At 64.6% G+C, this 21,270-nt stretch carries 19 protein-coding genes; 3 read left to right on the top strand and 16 right to left on the bottom strand.

The window, feature by feature from the left end; all coding sequences use genetic code 11:
• Nucleotides 1–114: 114 nt before the first annotated feature.
• The 5 genes from acuI to FBZ93_RS29310 form a co-directional block, all read right to left on the bottom strand.
• Nucleotides 115–1,101: an acrylyl-CoA reductase (NADPH) gene (acuI, locus tag FBZ93_RS29290; RefSeq protein ID WP_146990771.1), complete on the bottom strand. Its 987-nt coding sequence runs from the start codon at nucleotides 1,099–1,101 to the stop codon at nucleotides 115–117.
• A gap of 45 nt (nucleotides 1,102–1,146) precedes the next feature.
• Nucleotides 1,147–2,391: an MFS transporter gene (locus FBZ93_RS29295; RefSeq protein ID WP_146990773.1), complete on the bottom strand. Its 1,245-nt coding sequence runs from the start codon at nucleotides 2,389–2,391 to the stop codon at nucleotides 1,147–1,149.
• A 200-nt stretch (nucleotides 2,392–2,591) separates the two neighbouring features.
• Complete coding sequence (locus FBZ93_RS29300) at nucleotides 2,592–4,076, bottom strand: cell wall hydrolase (protein ID WP_146990775.1); 1,485 nt, start codon at nucleotides 4,074–4,076, stop codon at nucleotides 2,592–2,594.
• Between the two features lie 407 nt (nucleotides 4,077–4,483).
• Nucleotides 4,484–7,405, bottom strand: coding sequence for a pyruvate, phosphate dikinase (ppdK, locus tag FBZ93_RS29305; RefSeq protein ID WP_146990777.1), 2,922 nt, complete (start codon nucleotides 7,403–7,405; stop codon nucleotides 4,484–4,486).
• Between the two features lie 91 nt (nucleotides 7,406–7,496).
• Nucleotides 7,497–7,652: a DUF3096 domain-containing protein gene (locus FBZ93_RS29310; protein WP_021080009.1), complete on the bottom strand. Its 156-nt coding sequence runs from the start codon at nucleotides 7,650–7,652 to the stop codon at nucleotides 7,497–7,499.
• A 233-nt stretch (nucleotides 7,653–7,885) separates the two neighbouring features.
• Between FBZ93_RS29310 and FBZ93_RS29315 the strand changes: the two genes are divergently transcribed.
• Complete coding sequence (locus tag FBZ93_RS29315) at nucleotides 7,886–8,245, top strand: DUF1236 domain-containing protein (protein ID WP_146990778.1); 360 nt, start codon at nucleotides 7,886–7,888, stop codon at nucleotides 8,243–8,245.
• Between the two features lie 134 nt (nucleotides 8,246–8,379).
• On the opposite strand, the gene FBZ93_RS29320 is transcribed toward FBZ93_RS29315, so the two are convergent.
• From FBZ93_RS29320 to FBZ93_RS29360, 9 genes are all read right to left on the bottom strand, one after another.
• Nucleotides 8,380–9,480: a hypothetical protein gene (locus FBZ93_RS29320; protein WP_146990780.1), complete on the bottom strand. Its 1,101-nt coding sequence runs from the start codon at nucleotides 9,478–9,480 to the stop codon at nucleotides 8,380–8,382.
• A 137-nt stretch (nucleotides 9,481–9,617) separates the two neighbouring features.
• Nucleotides 9,618–9,989, bottom strand: coding sequence for a GFA family protein (locus FBZ93_RS29325; RefSeq protein WP_146990782.1), 372 nt, complete (start codon nucleotides 9,987–9,989; stop codon nucleotides 9,618–9,620).
• Between the two features lie 2 nt (nucleotides 9,990–9,991).
• Nucleotides 9,992–10,585, bottom strand: a complete 594-nt coding sequence (locus tag FBZ93_RS29330) for a class I SAM-dependent methyltransferase (protein ID WP_146990784.1) — start codon at nucleotides 10,583–10,585, stop codon at nucleotides 9,992–9,994.
• A 3-nt stretch (nucleotides 10,586–10,588) separates the two neighbouring features.
• Nucleotides 10,589–12,760: a glycine--tRNA ligase subunit beta gene (gene glyS / locus FBZ93_RS29335; protein ID WP_146990785.1), complete on the bottom strand. Its 2,172-nt coding sequence runs from the start codon at nucleotides 12,758–12,760 to the stop codon at nucleotides 10,589–10,591.
• Nucleotides 12,760–13,695 (bottom strand): glycine--tRNA ligase subunit alpha, encoded by a 936-nt coding sequence (locus FBZ93_RS29340; protein ID WP_146990787.1) that lies wholly within the window; start codon nucleotides 13,693–13,695, stop codon nucleotides 12,760–12,762. The genes glyS and FBZ93_RS29340 overlap by 1 nt, the downstream gene beginning before the upstream one ends.
• A gap of 121 nt (nucleotides 13,696–13,816) precedes the next feature.
• The gene (locus FBZ93_RS29345; RefSeq protein ID WP_021080015.1) at nucleotides 13,817–14,008 is read right to left on the bottom strand and encodes a hypothetical protein; all 192 of its coding nucleotides are present in this window, start codon (nucleotides 14,006–14,008) and stop codon (nucleotides 13,817–13,819) included.
• Nucleotides 14,009–14,122: 114 nt separating this feature from the next.
• Nucleotides 14,123–15,046, bottom strand: coding sequence for a S49 family peptidase (locus tag FBZ93_RS29350; protein WP_146990789.1), 924 nt, complete (start codon nucleotides 15,044–15,046; stop codon nucleotides 14,123–14,125).
• A 245-nt stretch (nucleotides 15,047–15,291) separates the two neighbouring features.
• Nucleotides 15,292–16,119, bottom strand: coding sequence for a tRNA1(Val) (adenine(37)-N6)-methyltransferase (locus tag FBZ93_RS29355; RefSeq protein ID WP_246667694.1), 828 nt, complete (start codon nucleotides 16,117–16,119; stop codon nucleotides 15,292–15,294).
• Entirely contained in the window at nucleotides 16,112–16,339 is a 228-nt protein-coding gene (locus tag FBZ93_RS29360) for a DUF2007 domain-containing protein (RefSeq protein WP_026193157.1), read from the bottom strand. The genes FBZ93_RS29355 and FBZ93_RS29360 overlap by 8 nt, the downstream gene beginning before the upstream one ends.
• A 135-nt stretch (nucleotides 16,340–16,474) precedes the next feature.
• Here FBZ93_RS29360 and FBZ93_RS29365 point away from each other — a divergent pair, with 135 nt between their 5' ends.
• Nucleotides 16,475–17,485: a polyprenyl synthetase family protein gene (locus tag FBZ93_RS29365; RefSeq protein ID WP_146990791.1), complete on the top strand. Its 1,011-nt coding sequence runs from the start codon at nucleotides 16,475–16,477 to the stop codon at nucleotides 17,483–17,485.
• A gap of 228 nt (nucleotides 17,486–17,713) precedes the next feature.
• On the opposite strand, the gene FBZ93_RS29370 is transcribed toward FBZ93_RS29365, so the two are convergent.
• Both FBZ93_RS29370 and FBZ93_RS29375 read right to left on the bottom strand, forming a co-directional pair.
• Entirely contained in the window at nucleotides 17,714–18,535 is an 822-nt protein-coding gene (locus FBZ93_RS29370; protein WP_208764077.1) for a transglutaminase-like domain-containing protein, read from the bottom strand.
• An 84-nt stretch (nucleotides 18,536–18,619) separates the two neighbouring features.
• Nucleotides 18,620–19,459: an AraC family transcriptional regulator gene (locus FBZ93_RS29375; protein ID WP_146990793.1), complete on the bottom strand. Its 840-nt coding sequence runs from the start codon at nucleotides 19,457–19,459 to the stop codon at nucleotides 18,620–18,622.
• 236 nt (nucleotides 19,460–19,695) lie between these two features.
• On the opposite strand from FBZ93_RS29375, the gene FBZ93_RS29380 reads away from it, so the two are divergent.
• Nucleotides 19,696–20,937: an ABC transporter substrate-binding protein gene (locus tag FBZ93_RS29380; protein WP_146990795.1), complete on the top strand. Its 1,242-nt coding sequence runs from the start codon at nucleotides 19,696–19,698 to the stop codon at nucleotides 20,935–20,937.
• Nucleotides 20,938–21,270 lie beyond the last annotated feature (333 nt).

The raw sequence follows: 21,270 nt of genomic DNA on the forward strand, positions 1-21,270 counted from the left end.
TCTGCGCGAGGACACCCGGCCCCCCGGGATCATGCTGCAAGCCTCTTTACCCGCTGCTTACCATACCAACAGTGGCAACATTGGAGCAGCTTCGTTGGTAAAGTCTGAACGTCCTCAGACTATTTTTACCACGATCCGGCCGCGGACCTGGCCACCGAGGATCTTCGCACCGTAGCCCATGACATCGTCCAAGGCGATTTCATGAGTGATATCAGCCAGTTTTGCCTTATCCAGATCGCTGGCAAGGCGCTGCCAGGCGGTCCTGCGGAGCTCGATCGGGCACATCACGGAATCGATGCCGAGAAGGCACACACCCCGCAAAATGAAAGGCGCGACCGACGACGGCAGGTCCATACCGGCCGCCAGGCCGCAGGCCGCGATGGCGCCGCCGTATTTGGTCATCGACAGCAAATTGGCGAGCGTGGTCGATCCGACGCTGTCGACGCCTCCGGCCCAGCGCTCCTTCGCGAGCGCCTTCGGGGCACCCGACAATTCGGCGCGGTCGATCACCTCGGTGGCGCCGAGCCCCTTGAGGTAATCGGCCTCCGACATCCGGCCGGTCGAGGCGATGACGTGGTAGCCGAGCTTCGACAGCACGGCGATCGCGACCGAGCCGACGCCGCCGGCCGCGCCCGTCACCACGATCGGACCGCTATTCGGGGTCAGACCGTGCTTCTCCAGCGCCAGCACGGACAGCATCGCGGTGTAGCCGGCCGTGCCGACCGCCATCGCGTCGCGGGCCGAGATGCCGTCAGGCAGCCGGACCAGCCAGTCGCCCTTGACGCGGGCCTTTTCGGCATAGGCGCCGAGATGGGTCTCGCCCATGCCCCAGCCGTTGCAGACGACCTTGTCGCCTGCCTTCCAGTCGGGATGGCTGGATTGCTCGACCGTGCCGGCGAAGTCGATGCCGGCGATCATCGGGAAGCGGCGCACCACCGGCGCCTTGCCGGTCAGCGCCAGGCCGTCCTTGTAGTTCAGCGTCGACCATTCGACGCGGACGGTGACGTCGCCGTCCATCAATTCCGCGTCGTCGAATTGGGTCAGTGCGGCGGTGGTACCCTTGTCCGCCTTGTCGATCCTGATTGCCTTGAACGTCGCCACGATGAGCACTCCCCGTAATTCTGGTTTCGGGGAGTGTTTAACCCATCAGGCGGGCTGCGCAACCGGGCGGGCGACCGGGGCCTCGACGATCGGCAGGTTGATCAGCGCCGACAGCACGCCGAACAGCACCGACAGCCACCAGATCGGGGTGTAGGAACCAAACTGCTCGAACACGACACCGCCGAGCCAGACCCCGAGGAAGCCGCCGACCTGATGGCTGACGAAGGCGAAGCCATAGAGGGTGGAGAACCAGCGGGTGCCGAACATCAGCGCCACCAGCGCCGAGGTCGGCGGCACGCTCGACAGCCACAGCAGTCCCGAGACCGCGCCGAACGCAATCGCCGAGAACGGCGTGACGGGGAACGAGATGAAGGCGACGGTTGCCAGCGCGCGCGACAGGTAGATCATCGAGAGCAAATAACGCTTCGGAAAGAAGTTCTGCAGCCAGCCGACGCTGAGCGATCCGACGATATTGAACAGGCCGATTGCCGCGACCACCCAACCGCCTGTTGTCGCCGGAATGCCGCGATCCGCCAGATAGGCCGGCAGATGGATGGTGATGAAGGCGAGCTGAAAGCCGCAGGTGAAGAAGCCGAGCACCAGCAGCACGTAGGAGCGATGGCCGAAGGCCTCCGCCAGCGCAGTCTTGAACGATTGCTGATCGGCGGGCGCTACATCCTTCGTCTCCGCCGGCGGCGTCGCCAGCGCGAGCGAGAGCGGCAGGATCAACAGCATCAGCGCGCTGAACACGACCAGCGCAGTCTGCCAGCCGAAATTGTCGATCAAGGCGACGCCAAACGGCGCAAACAGGAACTGGCCGAACGAGCCGGCGGCGGTGCCGGCGCCGAGCGCGATGCCGCGCCGCTCGGGCGGCAACAGCTTGCTGAAGGCGGCCAGCACGAGATTGAACGACGAGCCCGACAGGCCGAAACCGATCAGCACGCCGGCGCTGATGTCGAGCGACACTGAGGTGGTGGAGTAACGCATCAGCAGCAGGCCGGCGGCGTACAGCAACGCACCGACGATCATGACACGCAGCAGCCCGAAGCGGTCGGCAATGGCGCCTGCGATCGGCTGGCCGAGACCCCACAGCAGGTTCTGCAGCGCGATGGCGAGGCCGAACACGTCGCGGCCCCAGGCGAATTCGCGGCCCATCGGCTGCACGAAGAAACCGAGGCTGGAGCGCGGACCGAAACTCAGCAACGCGATCGCGCAGCCGCAGACGATGATGACGAGCGGCGTGCGCCACGTGCCGGACGCCGGCCGAAGATCTCCTGTCGTAACAGCCATCTTGCCTTCCCCCGCAACTGCTGCGGGGGAACCGCCCCGCCCAACGTTACGGGGAGTTAATGCAGGTGCATGAAAATCCCAAGAGGGGCATGAGAAAAACAAGAGAAAAATATTCGCCTGCAGAGCTGCCCTGCAGAATCCGAGAGGATGATGAGCGTCATTCCGGGGCATGGCCAACCCGGAACTGGGAAGCGACTGGCCTACCGCTTGGTGCTGGCCTGCTCGGCCGAGCTCTGGGCGGCTTCGGCGAGTTGCGCCGAGATCTTGGCGGTCTCGGCCGCACTGCCCCAGCTCGGCGCGTCGCTGCCGTCGCCCCAGGCGCGCGGGCGATAGAAGGTGTGGACGCCGAACTTGTAGGTCTTCTTCATCTCACTGACCCAGGACGGCCGCACCCAATAGGCGTGGTAGTGGGTCGAGCGATCGACTTCCGGCAGCCACAATTTGCCGTCGAGCATCGCCTTCGCGATCTTCTTGGCACGGTCCCACATGTCGGGCTCGCGGACGACGTCGGGGATGTTGTCGCAGGCGAAGGTGAACTGGCAGGCGTAGTGGCGGTTCTTGTTCTGGTAGACCACGCCGCACACCGTCTCCGGATACTTGCCGGAGAAGGCGCGGTTCAGCACCACCTGGGCGACCGCGATCTGGCCGCGCACCGCTTCGCCGCGCGCTTCGAAATAGACCGCCTCGGCGAGGCACTTCTCCGACTTGGCGCGCGACTTGTCGTCGAACAGGCCGAGCCGTTCCGCCGGCGTCTTGCTGTGCTGGTCGTCGGCGTTGACCTCGCCCTTCGGCGCGATGCTCTCGCCCATCTCGCCGGCCTTGACCGGGCCGTCGGCATCGACCGGCAGTGACGCCATCACCTTCATGTCGGGATCGGGCTGCACTGCGGGCGCCACGACGACCGGCGCCTCGCCGGGCTGCCAGCGCTCGAGATTCTCGGGCGTGCCGAGCGACGAGCCGAAGAACAGGCTGGCGGTCTTGAATGCAAACGGGTCGCGCTCGTGCGCTACATCGACGGGCGGCGCAGCAGCAGGCTTCGCGGGCACAGGTTTCAAATCGTCGAGCGGGTTGGCCTCGAGCGACATAGACACGTCGTATTGCTGCGGCGCCGGCTTGGCATATTGCGGCAGCGGCGGCGCACGCAGCGCCTCCTGCAATTCGGGATCGAGCGGCGCGTTATCCGCCGGCGCGGTCGCCGTCTTCATGCCCTTGACCGACGAATTCGATGTCGCGGGATCCTCGTTCGCCGGCGCCGGGTTTGCGGGCGGCTCTGCGGGTTCAACCTGGTCTGGCCGCCGGACGACGAGACGATCGCCCTTCAGGGTGCGATCGACCTTGGGAAAATCCGATGCCTGGTAGCGCGGCGGTGGCGTGGTGATCGGATTTCGCGTCACCGCGCCGGTGATGTCGCCGCTCGAGCTGTCCAGCCGCGCGAGCAGGATTTGCGGATCTTGCGGCGCCGAGGTTCCGATCGGACGGCCGAAGCTGTAGGTCGCGACCTGGATGGAGCCGACTGCGGATGCGAAGACGCGCTTCTGCCAGCGCTCGGCGACGCCGGGCTGCCGGGCCAGGAGCGAGGCAATATCCTGATATCCGAGCTCGGTCGGCATCAGTGCGAAGATGCCAAGACCGAGACCGAAGAGCGCGAGCCGTGCGCCCTTCGGCTGGTTACGCGACACAAACATCGTACGCTCACGCAACGCTTACTGAGTGCAATCGAACGCGGTACATCCGCGCAATTCGACCTTTCCCGTTGCTAACTTGTTTAGGTTGCCGCGGAGTTAATCAGCGTTGCCCGCACGCTACACTCAAGCGATCGCGCACATGTCGCGCGCTGCATCGTGCGCGTTGGTAAACGCGCAGCGCATGAAAGTCGTAAACAACGGGTGAACGGAGATGGTGAAGGAGACGTTACCCGTCCCTCACCCGTCATTGCGAGGAGCGAAGCGACGAAGCAATCCATCGCTCCGCATATACGGTGAGATGGATTGCTTCGCTTCGCTCGCAATGACGATCTCTTCTGGCGGTGCACGACAAACAAAATGGCCGGGACTCGGTCCCGGCCATCGCACTTTCTGAACTGCTCGATTGCTCACGCCTGGCTCGCGATCTCCTTGCCGAGCGCGGCCTGTGCGGCGGCGAGACGCGCGATCGGCACGCGATAGGGCGAGCACGAGACGTAGTCGAGCCCGACCTCGTGGCAGAACGCGACCGAGGCGGGATCGCCGCCATGCTCGCCGCAGATCCCGACCTTGAGGCTCGGCCGGGTCTTGCGGCCGCGCGTGACGCCGATCTTGACCAGCTCGCCGACGCCGTCGCGATCCACCGAGATGAACGGATCGATCTCGAGGATGCCCTTGGCGACATAGGTGCCGAGGAAGCTCGCGGCGTCGTCGCGGCTGATGCCGTAGGTGGTCTGCGTCAGATCGTTGGTGCCGAAGGAGAAGAACTCCGCGGTCTCCGCCACCTCGCCGGCCATCAGGCAGGCGCGCGGCAGCTCGATCATGGTGCCGACTTGATAGGTCAGCTTGGCGCCGGTTTCCTTCATCACCGCATTGGCGGTCGCATCGATCCGCGCCTTGACCAGGTCGAACTCGGCCTTGGTCGCGATCAGCGGCACCATCACCTCGAGTCCGACCGGCTTGCCGGTGCGCTTGCCGGCTTCGACGGCAGCCTCGAAGATCGCGCGTGCCTGCATCTCGGCGATCTCCGGATAGGCGATCGCAAGACGGCAGCCGCGGAAGCCGAGCATCGGGTTGAACTCGGACAGTTCGCGGGCGCGGTCGGCGAGCTTGCGCGGATCGGTGTTCATGGCGCGCGCCACTTCCTCGATCTCGGCCTGGGTGTGCGGCAGGAACTCGTGCAGCGGCGGGTCGAGCAAGCGGATCGTGACGGGCAGGCCCTTCATGATCTCGAACAGCTCGACGAAGTCGGCGCGCTGCATCGGCAACAGCTTCGACAGCGCGGCGCGGCGCGACTGCTCGTCCTCGGAGAGGATCATCTCGCGAACGGTGCGGATGCGGGTCTCCTCGAAGAACATGTGCTCGGTGCGGCAGAGGCCGATGCCTTCGGCGCCGAACTTCACCGCGGTGCGCGCGTCATCGGGCGTGTCGCCGTTGACGCGGACGCCGAGCTTGCGGACCTCGTCGGCCCAGCCCATCAGCGTGCCGAACTCGCCGGACAGTTCCGGCTCGATCATCGGCATGCGGCCGGCCAGCACCTGCCCGACCGAGCCGTCGATGGTGATGACGTCGCCGGTCTTGAAGGTGCGCTGACCCACGCTCATGGTGCCGCGGCCGTAATCGACACGAATGGTGCCGCAGCCGGAGACGCAGGGCTTGCCCATGCCGCGCGCGACCACCGCCGCATGCGAGGTCATGCCGCCGCGGGTGGTGAGGATGCCTTCCGCGGCATGCATGCCGTGGATGTCTTCCGGGCTGGTCTCGATGCGGACCAAAATCACCTTGCGTCCGTCGGCCTGCAGCTTGGCCGCTTCATCCGACGAGAACACGATCTCGCCGGAGGCCGCACCGGGCGATGCCGGCAGGCCGGTCGCGATCACGTCGCGTTTGGCGGCCGGATCGATGGTCGGGTGCAGCAGCTGGTCGAGCGACGCCGGATCGATCCGCGTTACCGCGTCCTTGCGCGAGATCAGGCCCTCATTGGCGAGCTCGACCGCGATGCGCAGCGCCGCCTTCGCGGTGCGCTTGCCGCCGCGGGTCTGCAGCATCCACAGCTTGCCCTGCTCGACCGTGAACTCCATGTCCTGCATGTCGCGGTAGTGCTTCTCGAGCAGCGTGTAGATCCGCGTCAGTTCCTTGAACGCAACCGGCATCGCGGCTTCCATCGACAGCTTGTCGGAGCCGCTCTCCTGGCGCGCCTCTTCGGTGATGTCCTGCGGCGTGCGGATGCCGGCGACGACGTCCTCGCCCTGCGCGTTGATCAGGAACTCGCCGTACAGCTTGCTCTCGCCGGTCGAGGGGTTGCGGGTGAACGCAACGCCGGTCGCCGACGTCTCGCCCATGTTGCCGAACACCATCGCCTGCACGTTGACGGCGGTGCCCCACGACTCCGGAATGTCATGCAGCTTGCGGTAGGTCACCGCGCGCGCGTTCATCCAGGATGAGAACACCGCACCGATCGCGCCCCACAGCTGGTCATGCGGATCCTGCGGGAAGTCGTGACCGGTCTCCTTGGCGACCGCCTCCTTGTACTTGCCGACCAGCTCGACCCAGTCGTCGCCGGTGAGGTCGGTGTCGAGCGAATAGCCCTGGCCGTCCTTGAAGGTGTCGAGGATGTCCTCGAAGTGATGATGCTCGAAGCCGAGCACCACGTCCGAATACATCGTGATGAAGCGGCGATAGCTGTCATAGGCGAAGCGGCGGTCGCCGGAGAGTTCGGCAAGCGCTTCGACCGTGCGGTCGTTGAGGCCGAGATTGAGCACGGTGTCCATCATGCCCGGCATCGAGGCGCGCGCCCCCGAGCGCACCGAGACCAGCAGCGGGTTCTTGGCGTCGCCGAACGTCTTGCCGGTCAGCTTGCCGACATAGTCGAGCGCCTTCTCAACCTGCGCTTTCAACTCCTTCGGATACGTCTTGTCGTGGTCGTAGAAATAGGTGCAGACCGAGGTCGGAATGGTGAAGCCGGGAGGCACCGGCAGGCCGAGATTGGCCATTTCCGCGAGGTTGGCGCCCTTGCCGCCGAGCAGATCGCGCAGCGTCGCCTGGCCCTCGGCCTTGCCGTCGCCGAACGTATAGACCCACTTGCCGGCCTTGATCGCCGGCGGAGCCGCCTTCTTCGCAACGGCCTTCGCCGGCGCCTTGCTGACGGGCTTTGCGGCCGGTTTCACTGCCGGCTCGGCGGCGGCCTTCGGCGCCGCTTTCGGGGCGCTTTTCTTCAATGCCTTGCGCGCCGGAGCGGCCTTGCGGGCCGCGGCGGAGGGCTTTGATTTCGCTGCAGTTTTCGCGGCAGTTTTCACAGCAGATTTCTTGGACTTCGCGACGGCTTTGGCCATGTCAGACAACAATCCGGAAGGAGGGGTCGAAGATGCGCGCCTTACACCATTTTGAGGGGTTCCGCGCAAGCCGCGAAACCCCGCTTTCCCGCTACAGGTGCAGCCAGCGCAGCAAGCCCATTCCCACGAGCCCGACGAAGATCAGGTAGATCGCGACGATGTAGTTGAGGAGCCGCGGCATGATCAGGATCAGGACGCCTGCAGCCAGCGCCACGATGGCAGGCAGATGCCCAGCGGTGATGGTCATTGAAGTTTTCTCCGGCAGTTTTTGGAGGTGCGAATCGAGCGGCAGTTTATCCGCTGAGGAGGTTCCCACATCAAGACGCCTGCACGGCCTGAGAGTTCCCGTGACTCACGAAAATTGCTCCAAATTGCCGCGTATGTGGCGGTGGTTTTTCCGGAACATCACCGCAGCCGATGCATTGGCCCGACGTGCGCTTCGGCGAAGGCCGGCGCGTGCCATAAAGAATGGAGCGAGCCATGCGAAACAGAATACTTGCCGTTGCAGCCGTTGCTGCTGCGATCACGGTGCCGGCTGTTGCCGCACAGGCCCAGACCGTTGGCGTTGTCCGCGGTGGCCCGCCGGTTGCAGTCGAGGAGGATGGAGGGATTGCAGTCGATCAGCGACCCGCCTTCCGCGAATACATCGTGCGCGAGCGCGTACCGAACTACACCATTCCCGATCGCGTCGTGGTCGGCACCGTGCTGCCGGACGCCGGCGTGACCTATTACGACGTGCCGCAACGTTTCGGCGCGACACCCTATCGCTACACCGTCGTGAATGGTGAGACCGTTCTGGTCGAGCCGCGTTCGCGACGGATCGTTCAGGTGGTCGACTAGAGCAAACGTCAGCGCGATGACCTGAACGAACAGTCCGGGCGCCGCGCAAGCGGATCTGCGCGAAGATCGACCGGACCAGAAAGCCCCGCCCGGCCTCCCCACCGGGCGGGGTTTTTCTGTCGTGTTCTGCCGGCCTACGATTTCAGGATCGAGAGCAGCGTCGAGGTCGACTTGTAGCTCTTGATCGCGGCATCCTGGAAATCCTGCGTCCAGTTGGCGGCCTGGCGTTCCTCAGCGCTCATCGAGGAATACTGCTTGAGGATGCCGAGTGAGAACTGGCGCGGATCGCCGGCGGACTGGCTCTGCTTCAACGCGTCGAGCACGGCAAGGCGCGTCCGCGTGTTGAGCTCCTGCTTGGCCGCGAAGATCTCCTCGCCCGAAAACTTCTTGTCCTGATTCAATGAGATCGCCGACAGCGAGCGATTGTCGAGCGAGGATAGGTCGGCGAGCTGTCCGGTCTTGCGGCGAGAATCGTAAACCAGCTCCTTGCCGTTCTTCGCCGCGTCGCTCTTCTGCCGGTCGAGGAAGGCGCGCACGTCGCTCGCCACGCTCGAGAAGTCGCGGGTGTTGCCGGTCGTGGGAGACGTGGTCCCCGCCAGCGCGGTCGCGACCGGGTCGCCGGCAATTCCGGTCGGCGCCTTGTTCGGATCCTGCTGCGTCGCCTGATATCCCTTGAGCACCGCGGCGCGCTGGCTGGCCCAGGTCGCGGTGGCCTTCTCCTCGTCGCTGGCGCCATCGAGCCAGTCGAGCGCCGCCTTGTAGCTGACGCTGTAATCGCCGGTCAGACGCGTGGTCGCCAGCGACGGCGCGAGCGCCTTGTCGAAGCGCTGCTTCAGCTCGGTCGCGGCAACCGCCTGCTCGTCCGGCGTGAACTTGCCGCCATTGTTGGTCGAGATCGCAAACAGTGAGCGGCGATCCAGCGTCGAGAGATCGATCGTGGTCTTGCCGTCGACGATCGGCTTCTTCACGCCCGCGACCGTGTAGAACCGGTCGAGCGTTGTGCGCGCGTCATTGGTGACGGTCGCAAAATCCGGCAGCGGCGCCTTGGCTAGCTGGGCGCGAGCGGCGTCCGACAGCGTGAGATTGGTCGCCGCGCTCGATGTCGAGGACGCCGAGAGGTCGCCGGCCGTGCCGTCGCCCGACAAGGTCGCGGCCAGCGAGGGCGTCGCGGCGGCCCGCGCATAGGCCGAGCCATACTGGGCGTAGGGATTGGGCGAGGTGCCGATCGAGGTCATCGGGGAGGTCCCTGCATTGGCGCGAGGGGCGATTTCTTAAGAAATCGTTGATCCGGCGCGACCTTCGCAGGGCGTGGTTAACAAAATGCAAATTGTGTCTAAATATTTCCCGACGAAACGAACGCCGCGCCGATCCGTCAGATGTCCGCCACCCAGCCGTGGCGGCGCTGCTTGTGGACCGCGACGAAAGGCGCCGGAAAATCCGGGTCCGCAAACGCACCGACCGCGACTGCAACGAGGTCGGGCATCCGCGCCGGCTCCCAATAGACCGACGACCCGCAATTCGGGCAGAAATGAAAGACCACGGGAGACCCGCTGCCGCCGATGCGGCTGTATTCACGCGCCTCGCCCTGCGGCTCGACGTCGGCACGGCTGAAGAAGGCGGCGACGCCGTAGGTGCTGCCGGTTCGCTTCTGACATTCCAGGCAATGGCACAGCGCGACCGTGGCCGGTTCGCCCTGACAGGTCACGCGAAGCTGTCCGCAGGCACATGTCGCAAGCCGCGTCATCGTCACCTCCTCTTGCTGGCGACCAGACGGTGAATGATCTTGCCGGAGGACGCGCTGACGACCTCCGTATCGAGCAGCAATTCAGCCGCCGCGAGTTCAGTGCGCACCAGCGCCGCATCGAAGGCGGCATAGAGCCGGCCGTGCGCATCGCGCGCATCGTCGCCTCTGGTGACGCGCCAGCTCAGATAAAAGATGCCGCCGGGCTTCACGAGCTCGAACATGCGGCGCACCGACGGCGCGATCAGCGCGGGATCGAGATGCATGATCACGGTCTCGCACAGCACATTGTCGAAGCTGTCGGCGGCGATCCCTGAGAGTTCCGGCAGCTCGGCGCGCGCAAAACGCAGCGCCGGATAGCGGGCGCGAGCTTCCGCAAGCAGGCCCTCGGAGGCATCGAAACCTTCCGCCGGAAAGCCATTGGCGTTCAGCCAGGCGACCTCGCGGCCGCTGCCGCAGCCGATATCGGCGGTCGCACCACTCTTGATGAAGAAGCGTGCGACAACTTCTTGCAGATCGATCAGCGCCGGCTGCTCGTGCCAATCCTGCGCAAACGCCGCCGCCTCCTTGTCGTAAGCGGCGAGTGTTACGCGGTCCATCGGTCAGCCTTCGATCCTGGAGAAATCCGCCACCGCACGCGTCGCGGCGCGGATCTCGTTGAGCAGCTTCAGGCGATTTTCGCGCACCTTGGGATCGTCGTCGTTGACCTTGACCTTGTCGAAGAACGCATCGACCGCCGGGCGCAGCTTTGCCATCGCGCTCATCGCGGCGGCGAAGTCTTCCTTCCCGACTGCGAAGTAAGCTTCGTTCTTTGCCCGCTCGATCACCTTCGCCAGCGTCTTCTCTTCGTCGAGCTTATACAGCGCGGCATCAGGCTTTCCGTCAAACTCACGCTTATCTTTCTTCTCCTCGATTGCGAGGATGTTGCTGGCGCGTTTGGTCCCAGCGAGTAGATTTTTGCCGTCATCGCTGTCGAGGAACTGGCCCAACGCTTCGACCCGACGAACGATGCGAGTGAGATCATCGTCATCGTCAAGCGCGAATACTGCATCCACAAGATCGTGCCTGGCGCCCTGTTCGCGCAACTGAATCTTCAGGCGGTCAGCGAAAAAGCTCAACAACTCTTGCGAAACATAATATCTCTCAGACCGCGCCGGCCCGGAATCTGGGCTTTGCGAGAACCGGTGCGCAGCGTAAGCCTCCGTGTTTTCTTCACCCGGCAGTCTCGGCGGGAACAGCGCACAGGCTTCGTCGAAAATCTCAAGCAAGTTCAGTTGACGATTGAGGGTCAGGATAATTCTGACTACGCCAAGAGCCGCTCGTCTGAGCGCAAACGGATCCTTTGACCCAGTTGGCTTTTCGTCGATTATCCAGAAGCCCACTAGCGTGTCGATCTTATCCGCCAGCGCGACCGCAACGCTCACCGGATCGGTCGGCACGCGATCGGTCGGGCCCTGCGGCTTCCAATGCTCCTCGCTCGCCGCGGCAACCGAGGCGTCCTCGCCCTGGGCCAGCGCGTAGTACTTGCCCATCAGGCCCTGCAGCTCGGGGAATTCGCCGACGACTTCGGTCAACAGATCCGCTTTGGCAAGCCGCGCGGCGCGTTTTGTCTTTTCGACGTCGGCGCCGACCAGCGGCGCGATCTCGGCTGCGAGCCGCTCGATCCGCTTGATGCGTGCGGCCTGGGTGCCGAGCTTCTCGTGGAACACGATCTGCTCGAACTTCGGCAGCCGGTCCTCCAACCTGGTCTTCAAGTCGGTCTCGTAGAAGAATTTCGCATCCGACAGCCGCGGGCGGATGACGCGCTCATTGCCGGCGACGATGGTCTTGCCGCCGTCGGGCGCCTCGATGTTGGCGGTCAGCACGAACTTGTTGGTCAGCTTGCCCGTCTTGGGATCCCTGACCACGAAGCATTTCTGGTTATTGCGGATGGTGGCGCGGATCACCTCATCCGGGATCGACAAAAATTCCTTCTCGAACGATCCCATCATCACGACAGGCCATTCGACGAGACCGGAGACCTCGTCGACCAGCACTTGATCCTCGACCAGTTCGAGGCCCTGCGCGAACGCCAGCTCCTTGGCGTCCTCGACAATGATGTCCTTGCGCGCCTGCGGATCGAGAATGACCTTGGCCGCCTTCAGCTTGGCCTCGTAATCCTCGAAGCGGCGCACCGAAATCGCGCCCGGCGCCATGAAGCGGTGGCCGTAGGTGGTCTGCCCGGCCTCGACGCCGTCGACCGAGAATTTCACGACATCCGGCTCCTCGGTCTCCAGACCAAAGGTCGCGGTGATGGCGTGCAGCGGACGCACCCAGGTCAGCGAGCCTGATTTGGCCGAGCGCGCGCCCCAGCGCATCGATTTCGGCCAGGGGAAGGTGCGGATGATCACCGGGAGGATTTCGGCGATGACATCGATCGCAGCGCTGCCCGGCTTTTCGATCAGCGCGATGTAGAAGTCGCCCTTCGCATCCTTCTGGATCTTGGCTTCATCCAGCGACTTGAGACCGGTCGCTTTCAGGAAGCCCTGCACCGCCGCATCGGGCGCGCCGATCTTTGGGCCGCGACGTTCAGTCTTCAAATCGGGCTGGCGCGCGGGGATGCCGTGCACGGTCAGTGCAAGGCGGCGCGGGGTCGCGAACGCCTTGGCGCCTTCGTAGACGAGGCCTTCGGCGACCAGCTTGTCGGTCACCATGCGGCGCAGATCGTCCGCCGCTTTCGCCTGCATGCGCGCGGGGATTTCTTCGGAGAACAGTTCGAGGAGAAGATCGGGCATCAGACCGCCCTGCCCGTTTCAGTGTGGATCCATGCCTCGCCGCAGGCCTTCGCCAGGTCGCGGACGCGGGCGATGTAGCTCTGCCGCTCGGTCACCGAGATGACGCCGCGGGCGTCGAGCAGGTTGAAGACGTGGCTCGCTTTGATGCACTGGTCGTAGGCCGGCAAGGCCATCAGATGTTCCTTCGCATTGCCACCCTCGCGCCAACCGGCGGCGAGATATTTGCGGCAGGCCTCTTCCGCCATCCTGAACTGCTCGAACAGCATCGTGGTGTCGGCGTATTCGAAATTGTGCCGCGAATATTCCTGCTCGGCCTGCAGGAAGACGTCGCCATAGGTCACCTTCTCGGCGCCCTCGCGGCCGTTGAAGTTGAGGTCGTAGACGCGGTCGACGCCCTGCACATACATCGCGAGCCGCTCGAGCCCGTAGGTGAGCTCGCCCGCAACCGGCGCGCATTCGACGCCGGCGACCTGCTGGAAGTAGGTGAACTGCGAGACTTCCATGCCGTCGCACCAGCATTCCCACCCCAGGCCCCAAGCGCCCAGCGTCGGGCTCTCCCAATCGTCCTCGACGAAGCGGATGTCGTGGATTGCCGAATCGATGCCGATCGCGGCCAGCGACTTCAAGTACAGTTCCTGAAGGTTCGGCGGCGACGGCTTCATGATCACCTGGAACTGGTAATAGTGCTGCAGGCGGTTGGGGTTCTCGCCGTAGCGGCCGTCCTTGGGCCGCCGGGACGGCTGCACATAGGCCGCGTTCCAGGGCTTTGGCCCGAGCGCGCGCAGCGTGGTCGCGGGATGGAAGGTGCCGGCGCCCATTTCCATGTCGTAGGGCTGCAGGATGACGCACCCCTGCTCGGCCCAGAACCGCTGGAGAGCCAGGATGAAGCCCTGGAACGAACGTTCCGGGCGCATGTGGTCAGGCAGGGCGTCCATCGTTGGAATCGATCTCGCGAGGGGGTGTGAAAACGCGCGGGACCGTATCGGCGGCGGCCAATGGAATCAAGGCGATGCCGGAAAATCCGGCACCGCCAATTTGCGGAGTTTGATGAAGCTACTAGCCCGGGCGATAGGCCCCGGTCACGGGGTCGCGGCGCAGGGTCTTGATTTCGCTCGCACGCGAGGCTTCGGCCACGCGGGACAATCGCGCCTCTTCCAGTTCCTGGTTGATCCGGACGGCCGTCTTGTATGCCCAGCGGACCACGGCCAGGCCACCCAGGACGCCTGCGAATGCAATCAGCGGCGGCATCGGTCGATCCTTGTCGTTCACGTCTGTCAGGCCCCCAATACCCCATTGTCGCGCAAGGCGGCCTGCGCCGCAATCGCGGTTTTGGGGCTAAATGGCGCGCTCAAATCCCCGTGTTCAGAGCCCGAATCTGGCCCAAATCGCCCGTGTCTCCACCGCGGAGATCAGATCGTCCGGCAAGGTTGCCGCCCCGTCCAGCACCGCCATCGATCCCGCCCCGGGCGCCCTGCGGCCGAGCAGGCCGGACAGCATGCCACTGGCCGGCGCGATCACTGGGGTCAGCACCTTGTCGCCATAGCGGGCCCGCAGCGTGGCGCGGAGGTCGCCGATGCCGTCGGCAAGCCCGAGGCCAATAGCGGTCTCGCCCGCCCAGTATTCGCCGGTGAACAACTCGTCGTCGGGTCCCTTCAGGCGGCCGCCGCGGCTCTGCTTCACCAGCGCAATGAAGATCGCGTGGATCTCGCGCTGGATCGACTTCAGCCGGGCGACGTCGTCGGGGTTTTCGGGGAGGAACGGATCGAGCATCGCCTTGTGCGCGCCCGCCGTATAGAGCCGCCGCTCGACCCCGATCTTCTTGATCAACCCCTCGAGGCCGAAGCTGCCGCCGACCACGCCGATCGAGCCCAGGATCGAGGACGGATCGCAATAGATCTCGTCGCCCGCGCAGGCGATCATGTAGCCGCCGGAGGCCGCGACGTCCTCGACGAACACCAGCACCGGCAGCTTCTTCTCGGCCGCCAGTTGCCGGATGCGCAGATAGATCTGGCGCGACTGCACCGGCGAGCCGCCCGGCGAATTGATCACCAGCGCCACCGCCTTGGCATTCCGCGTGCCGAAGGCGCGCTCCAGCATCTTGGCAACGCCGGAGAGCGTCATGCCGGGCCGCAGCGGCGTCACGGCGCCGATCACACCCGACAGCCGCACCACCGGCACGACTGCCGCGCCGCGCCGGAAACGTGCCGGCAACATTCCCTGCACGCGATCGAACACTCCCGAACGTCCTCCGGAATGGCCTTGGCGATCACTTATTTGTTCACTCATGCCGTTACCTCGAATTAACCACTTTTTATCACGCCACTGTCATTGGATTCCGTGGAACGCGTTTTGCATTTTGTCCTTGGGGTTGCAATTCGCGGCGGAGAGGGACTCATGAAGATCTATCTGCTGATTATGCTGATCGGTACGCTCCTGACGGCGATCCGCTTCACATCAAGGCCGGAACGCCAGTCGGAAACGGCTTCGCAGTGATTTAGTGCCAGTGACGATGCGGGCAGCGCGCCTGCCCGTTAGATCCGCGCCAGCGGCAATTCTCCCTTTCCAGCCAAAACCTCCTGCACCCATTTATTGGGCACACCTGACTCTTCATTGAGCAACAGCGCGGCATGGAGTCGCGTCGGCGCCCGGCCACCCTTGGTGGCCCGCACCAGGATTCGGATCGCCGGCGACGTCGCCTCGCCGTGAACCGGCAGCAGCTCGAGGCTGCCGAAGCCGCGGTCCAGCGCGGCCAGCACGTCGGCAATCCCGTCGGCCCGCCAGATCATCGCAAGCTGCCCGTTCGACTTGAGAATCCGCCGCGCCGCATGGACCCAGGCCGCAAGCGTGGTCGCGGTCGCAACATGGGCGCGCTGGCGGACGCCGTCCGGCGAGGCGCGGTGCCGCAAGGGATCGTTGAACGGCGGGTTCATCAGCACGACATCGGCGCTGTCGGGCGCGAGGCCGGCATGGTCGAAGGCTGCGGCGCCGGCCTCGACATCGAGCACGATCACGTCGGCCATGATCGCGTTGGCGCCGGCATTATTCCGGGCCAGCTCGGCCATTGCCGGGTCGATTTCGACCAGGACGAGGTCGATCCCGCTCACCCGCCGCGCCACCGCAAGCCCGGCGGCGCCGACGCCGGCGCCGAGATCGACGACCCGGTCGCCTGATCGGGCCGGCGTCGCCGCGGCCAGCAGGATCGCGTCATGGCCGGCACGGTGGCCGCTGCGGGGTTGCCGGAGGCGCAATTGCCCGCCGAGGAATCCGTCCTCGGTGATCTCGGCCGCCGGCGACTGCTTTTTTGACGCGTTTTCCTCACGCGAACCGGGGCCCACTTCGTTTGAAAACGCTCTAGTCATCGGCCCGCAATTCGTGGCCGAGGCCGGCGTCGGTCAGGAGCTGGCGGGCCTCGTGGTTGTCGTCCTCGTGCACCAGGATCCGCCGCGGCAGCACGCCGAGCGAGCCCTCGATGATGCTCATGTTCTGGTCCAGCACCAAATGGTGGATGTTAGCGCTGTCGAGCAGCGCGCCAATGGCGGAGACCAGCACCATGTCATTGGTCCGTACCAATTCCCGCAAAATACGCTCTCCTGTCGCCCCGGCAGTGCAGCGAATGCGTCATATGTCAACAGCTTCGAGGCCTTGCCGCTGCACCGCGCAGTTTCTATTGTTATAGCTGAGCATAATGCGTATTCGGCAAAATTGGAGACCAGCGTGGCGGTTATTGTACCCTTCGAAAGCCCGTCCAATGCTTCGATCGACGGGCTGGTGGGACTTGTCGCCGCCGACATGGAGCGCGTCAACGCGACGATCCTGTCGCGGACCGGCTCCGAGGTCACCATGATCCCCGAGGTCGCCAACCATTTGATCTCCTCCGGGGGCAAGCGGCTGCGCCCGATGCTGACGCTCGCGATGGCTCAGCTCTCCGACTACACCGGCGACGGCCATATCAAGCTCGCCGCCGCGGTCGAGTTCATGCACACCGCGACCCTGCTGCATGACGACGTGGTCGACGAGAGCGAGCTGCGCCGCGGCAAATTGTCCGCGCGGATGCTGTGGGGCAATGAGGCCAGCGTGCTGGTCGGCGACTTCCTGCTCGGCCAGGCGTTCCGGATGATGGTCGAGGTCGGCTCGCTGCGCGCGCTCGACATTCTCTCGGCCGCGGCCGCCACCATCGCCGAGGGCGAGGTGATGCAGCTTGCCGCCGCCAAGAACACCGCGACCACCGAGGACGAATATCTCGCCGTGATCCGCGGCAAGACGGCGGAGCTGTTCGCCGCGGCCTGCGAGGTCGGTCCCGTGATCGCCAACCGGCCCAAGGCCGAGCAGACCGCCTGCCGCTCGGTCGGCATGAATCTCGGCATCGCCTTCCAGCTCGTCGACGACGTGCTGGACTATGGCGGCAAGTCGGCCAAGCTCGGCAAGAATGTCGGCGACGATTTCCGCGAGGGCAAGATCACGCTGCCGGTGGTGCTCGCCTTCCGCCGCGGCAATGACACCGAGCGCAAGTTCTGGATCCGCGCGCTCGAGCGTGGCGAGATCGGAGAGGCCGATCTCGACCACGCGATCGGCCTGATGACCAAGCACCGCGCCCTCGAGGACACCATCAGCCGCGCCCAGCACTATGGCGCGATGGCGGTCGACGCGCTGGCGCTGTTCCCGCCCTCGCCGATGAAGACGGCGCTGGAAGAGGTCGTGGCGTTCTGCCTGGCAAGATCGCACTAGCCTCGCCTCATCCACAGCCGTCGTCCCTGCGAAAGCAGGGACCCATACTCCGCGGCGAGACTTGTTGGCGGGACTCGTCGTTCCGACGTCGCTCAACCATCAACACCAGTGGTTATGGGTCCCTGCTTTCGCAGGGACGACATCGAATTTGCGGTGCGGGCACGGGCCTTCCCCGCTGCTCCTTCACCGGCCCTCGATCTCGAAATCCGGCGTGTCCGCGCCCCTCAGCTACACGCCCTGCACGCAGTCGAGCACGGCGTTGAACACGGCTCCGGGAACGTGCACCCGCTCATCGCGATCAAGCGCAGCGAGTTCATCGACGTGCGTATCGGGCTCACGGCTGACGATTGCCAGCCGGTCGAAAAAGGCGAGATCGAGTTCGCTGTCCCGCATGCGCATGGCGCCCCAAACGTCCCACGGCAGCATCTCGCGATTGTTCAGCGCGCCGATGTCGCGGACGAGATTGCCCGCAATGAACCAAAGACCGTGCAGGTCGAGGATGCCGAAGGCGCTCGGGTCACGGCTCCCGGCGCGGCAGAGCGACCAGGCATCGCCGGCGACCAGGAACTGATCTCGCGGCACATCCGCCGCATCGAAGCCAATCCCGAACAGCTCACGCTGCCGATCGTCGATCTGGGAATCGAACAAGACCCAGCATTTCCTGTCTTCGTTCCAGTACTCCGTCACCCAATGGTCGAGGTATTTTCCCGCCTCGAAATAGGCGCCAAACCCGCAACGGGCGCGCGCCGGAATGCCCTCCGTACGCAACATCGCTACGTGAAGCAGCGTGAAGTGCCTGCACACACCGACCTGCCGTTCGGTGACGGCACGTGCCACGGCAAGCGGCCGGGCGTCGCGCGCCACGATCTCACCCAGCATGGTCTCGACGGCGCGGACCTGGGATTGCGCCTGCCGGTCGCCGCCGACCGTCACCCCATAGGCCGGGGCGATGTGCTGATGGATCAAGAGACCCTGCACCGTCGTCGCAAGCGCACTGGGCCCTCGCGGCAGGCCATCGAACAGAGCGGCGTGACGCCCCGGATCGCTCATGGCAACGGGTCTTTCGTATCTGTCGACTTTCATCTGAGGGGTCTCCCGCACGTCTCGCCTCCCGCGTAACCACCACACAAGCCGCTACTCCTTCACCGGCACCCAGATCTCGAGCCCGCCGACGCCGGTCGAGGCGTCGAACCTCTCGTCGTAGCGCTCGAAGTTCGGCGCGTCGGCGACCTTCATGCCGGATTGCGGCAACCAGCGATTCCAGATCGTGTTGACCGTGCGGCGGATGGTCGAGATGTGGTCCGCGTGGGTGAACACCACGTACTTCTGCGCCGGGATCCGGACGCGCGCGAACTCGCGCGGCAAGTCGGAGAAATCGGCGACCTCGACGCCCGCGATGTAGTCGAAATTGCCGGCATCGTCGCCGTTGCAGCCGACGCCGTAGGCGCCATTGCCGACCTGACGGGGAATATGCGCGTATTGCTGGTGGAAGCCATGCCACTGGTTCGGAATGCCGGCCGTGCTGTCGTTGGCGTGGTTGTAGCGCTCCCCGACGCCGGCGACGAGAAAGGCCTCGCCGGTCGCGATGCGCGGCGGATCGAGATGATCGAGAGCGGTCGAGATCATGGTGATCGGCTCCTGAAGCTTGAGCGTCGTCAGGCACGTCGTCGCGCGCACCGTTTCCGGCGTGACGCCGAAATGGTCGCGAAACGCGCGGGTGAATGCTTCGTGGGAGCCATAATCCGCATCCAGCGCGAGCGTGAGAATATCGGGCGCACCGGCCGCAAGCTCGCGCGCGGCCTCGCTGAGGCGGCGCGCCCGCACGTAGCGCATCACCGAAAACCCGGTCGCCTCCGCGAACGCCCGCACCAGATGGAAGCGCGAGACCCCGGCGACAACAGCGATATCATCGAGCGTCAGCGACGTGCGCAGGTGGCTTTCGATGTACCAAAGCGCCTTCTGGGCTGGATTCATGGACGACGGCCTTCCTGCAAAGCGCGGGCATCATGCATGGCCGCGACGCGCGGCATTTGACAGTCCTTGCTGCGCGCGGTGAAACCTCGGTTCCGCTCAGCGAAATTTTAACCCAAAGCCGTCGCTGGCAACAGCGTTGCAATCGTGCATACTCGCGGTTGCATCGATCCGACGGCTCATCAAGCTGCCCGAAAATCAAGACTGCACGAGCCGCGGCCAGCATGTCAGGGAGGACAATGATGCACCACCAACGCCTGAGCTATGCCAACTGCGTCGCATCAGCGGCGCTTGCCGGACTTTTGACGATCACCGTCGCCGGCGCAGCCAACGCCCAGAAGAAATACGATCCGGGCGCGACCGACACCGAGATCAAGGTCGGCAACATCATGCCCTATTCGGGCCCGGCATCCGCCTATGCCACGATCGGCAAGACGGAAGCGGCCTATTTCAACAAGCTCAACAGCGAGGGCGGCATCAACGGCCGCAAGGTCAACTTCGTCTCCTACGACGACGGCTACAGCCCGCCGAAGATGGTCGAGCAGGCCCGCAAGCTGGTCGAGAGCGACGAGGTGCTGCTGATCTTCAATCCGCTTGGCACGCCGGGCAACACCGCGATCCAGAAATACATGAACGCCAAGAGGGTGCCGCAGCTGTTCGTCTCCACCGGCGCCGCCAAGTGGAACGATCCGAAGAATTTTCCGTGGACCATGGGCTGGCAGCCGAGCTACCAGGTCGAGGCGCGCATCTATGCCAAATACATCCTGCAGAAATATCCCGGCAAGACCATCGGCGTGCTCTACCAGAACGACGATTTCGGCAAGGACTATCTGATCGGCCTGCATGAGGGGCTCGGCGATGCAGCCAAGAAACTGATCGTGGTCGAATCCTCCTACGAGACCACGTCGCCGACGGTGGATTCGCAGATCGTGCAGATCAAGGGCGCCAACCCCGACATCTTCGTCAACATCGCGACGCCGAAATTCGCGGCGCAGGCGATCAAGAAGGCCGCCGAGCTCGACTGGCATCCGGTCCAGTTTCTCACCAACGTCTCGGTCTCGATCGGCGGCGTGATGAAGCCGGCCGGCTATGAGGCGAGCCAGGACATCCTCTCGACCCAGTACCTGAAGGATCCTGCCGATCACGAGTGGAAGAACGATCCGGCCATGAACGAGTGGCGCGCGTTCATGACCAAGTGGTATCCCGAGGGCGACCAGAACGACGCCTCGACCGTGTTCGGCTACGGCGTCGCCAAAGGGCTGGAGCAGGTATTGCGGCAATGCGGCGACAACCTCACCCGCGACAACCTGATGAAGCAGGCGGCGAGCCTCAACTTCGAGATCGGCATCTATCTGCCCGGCACCAAGATCAAGACCGGGCCGGACGACTACGCACCGATCGAGCAGTTGCAGATGATGCGCTTCAAGGGCGAGAGCTGGGAGCGGTTCGGCCCCGTCATGAGCGGCGAGAAGAGCAGCTAGAGCATGACCCGGAAAAGTGTGAAGCGGTTTTCCGGAAAGGTCATGCTCAAACAATGAGCCAAAGCGCGATGATGATTCACCCCCATCTCATCGCGCTTGCGGGCTTTCCTCCACAACTTTGGGCTTCATGGTGCCCGGCCGCCGGGCATCCACGCCTTCGACACGATTCACGCGCAAGATTCTTGTCACGCGCAAGATTCTTGCAAGCAAGGCTCGTCACAAGCAGACTTGCAACGGCTGGAACCCAGGCGAACCTAAGCAAAGCCGCGCGCGAGCTCGCCGTAGTTGGGCTAGAGTGTCCGGCAATCACGCGCTTGCGGCCCCTCCTGCGAT

This window comes from Bradyrhizobium macuxiense (assembly GCF_007993935.1).
In the GTDB taxonomy this organism is placed as follows: Bacteria; Pseudomonadota; Alphaproteobacteria; order Rhizobiales; family Xanthobacteraceae; genus Bradyrhizobium; species Bradyrhizobium macuxiense_A.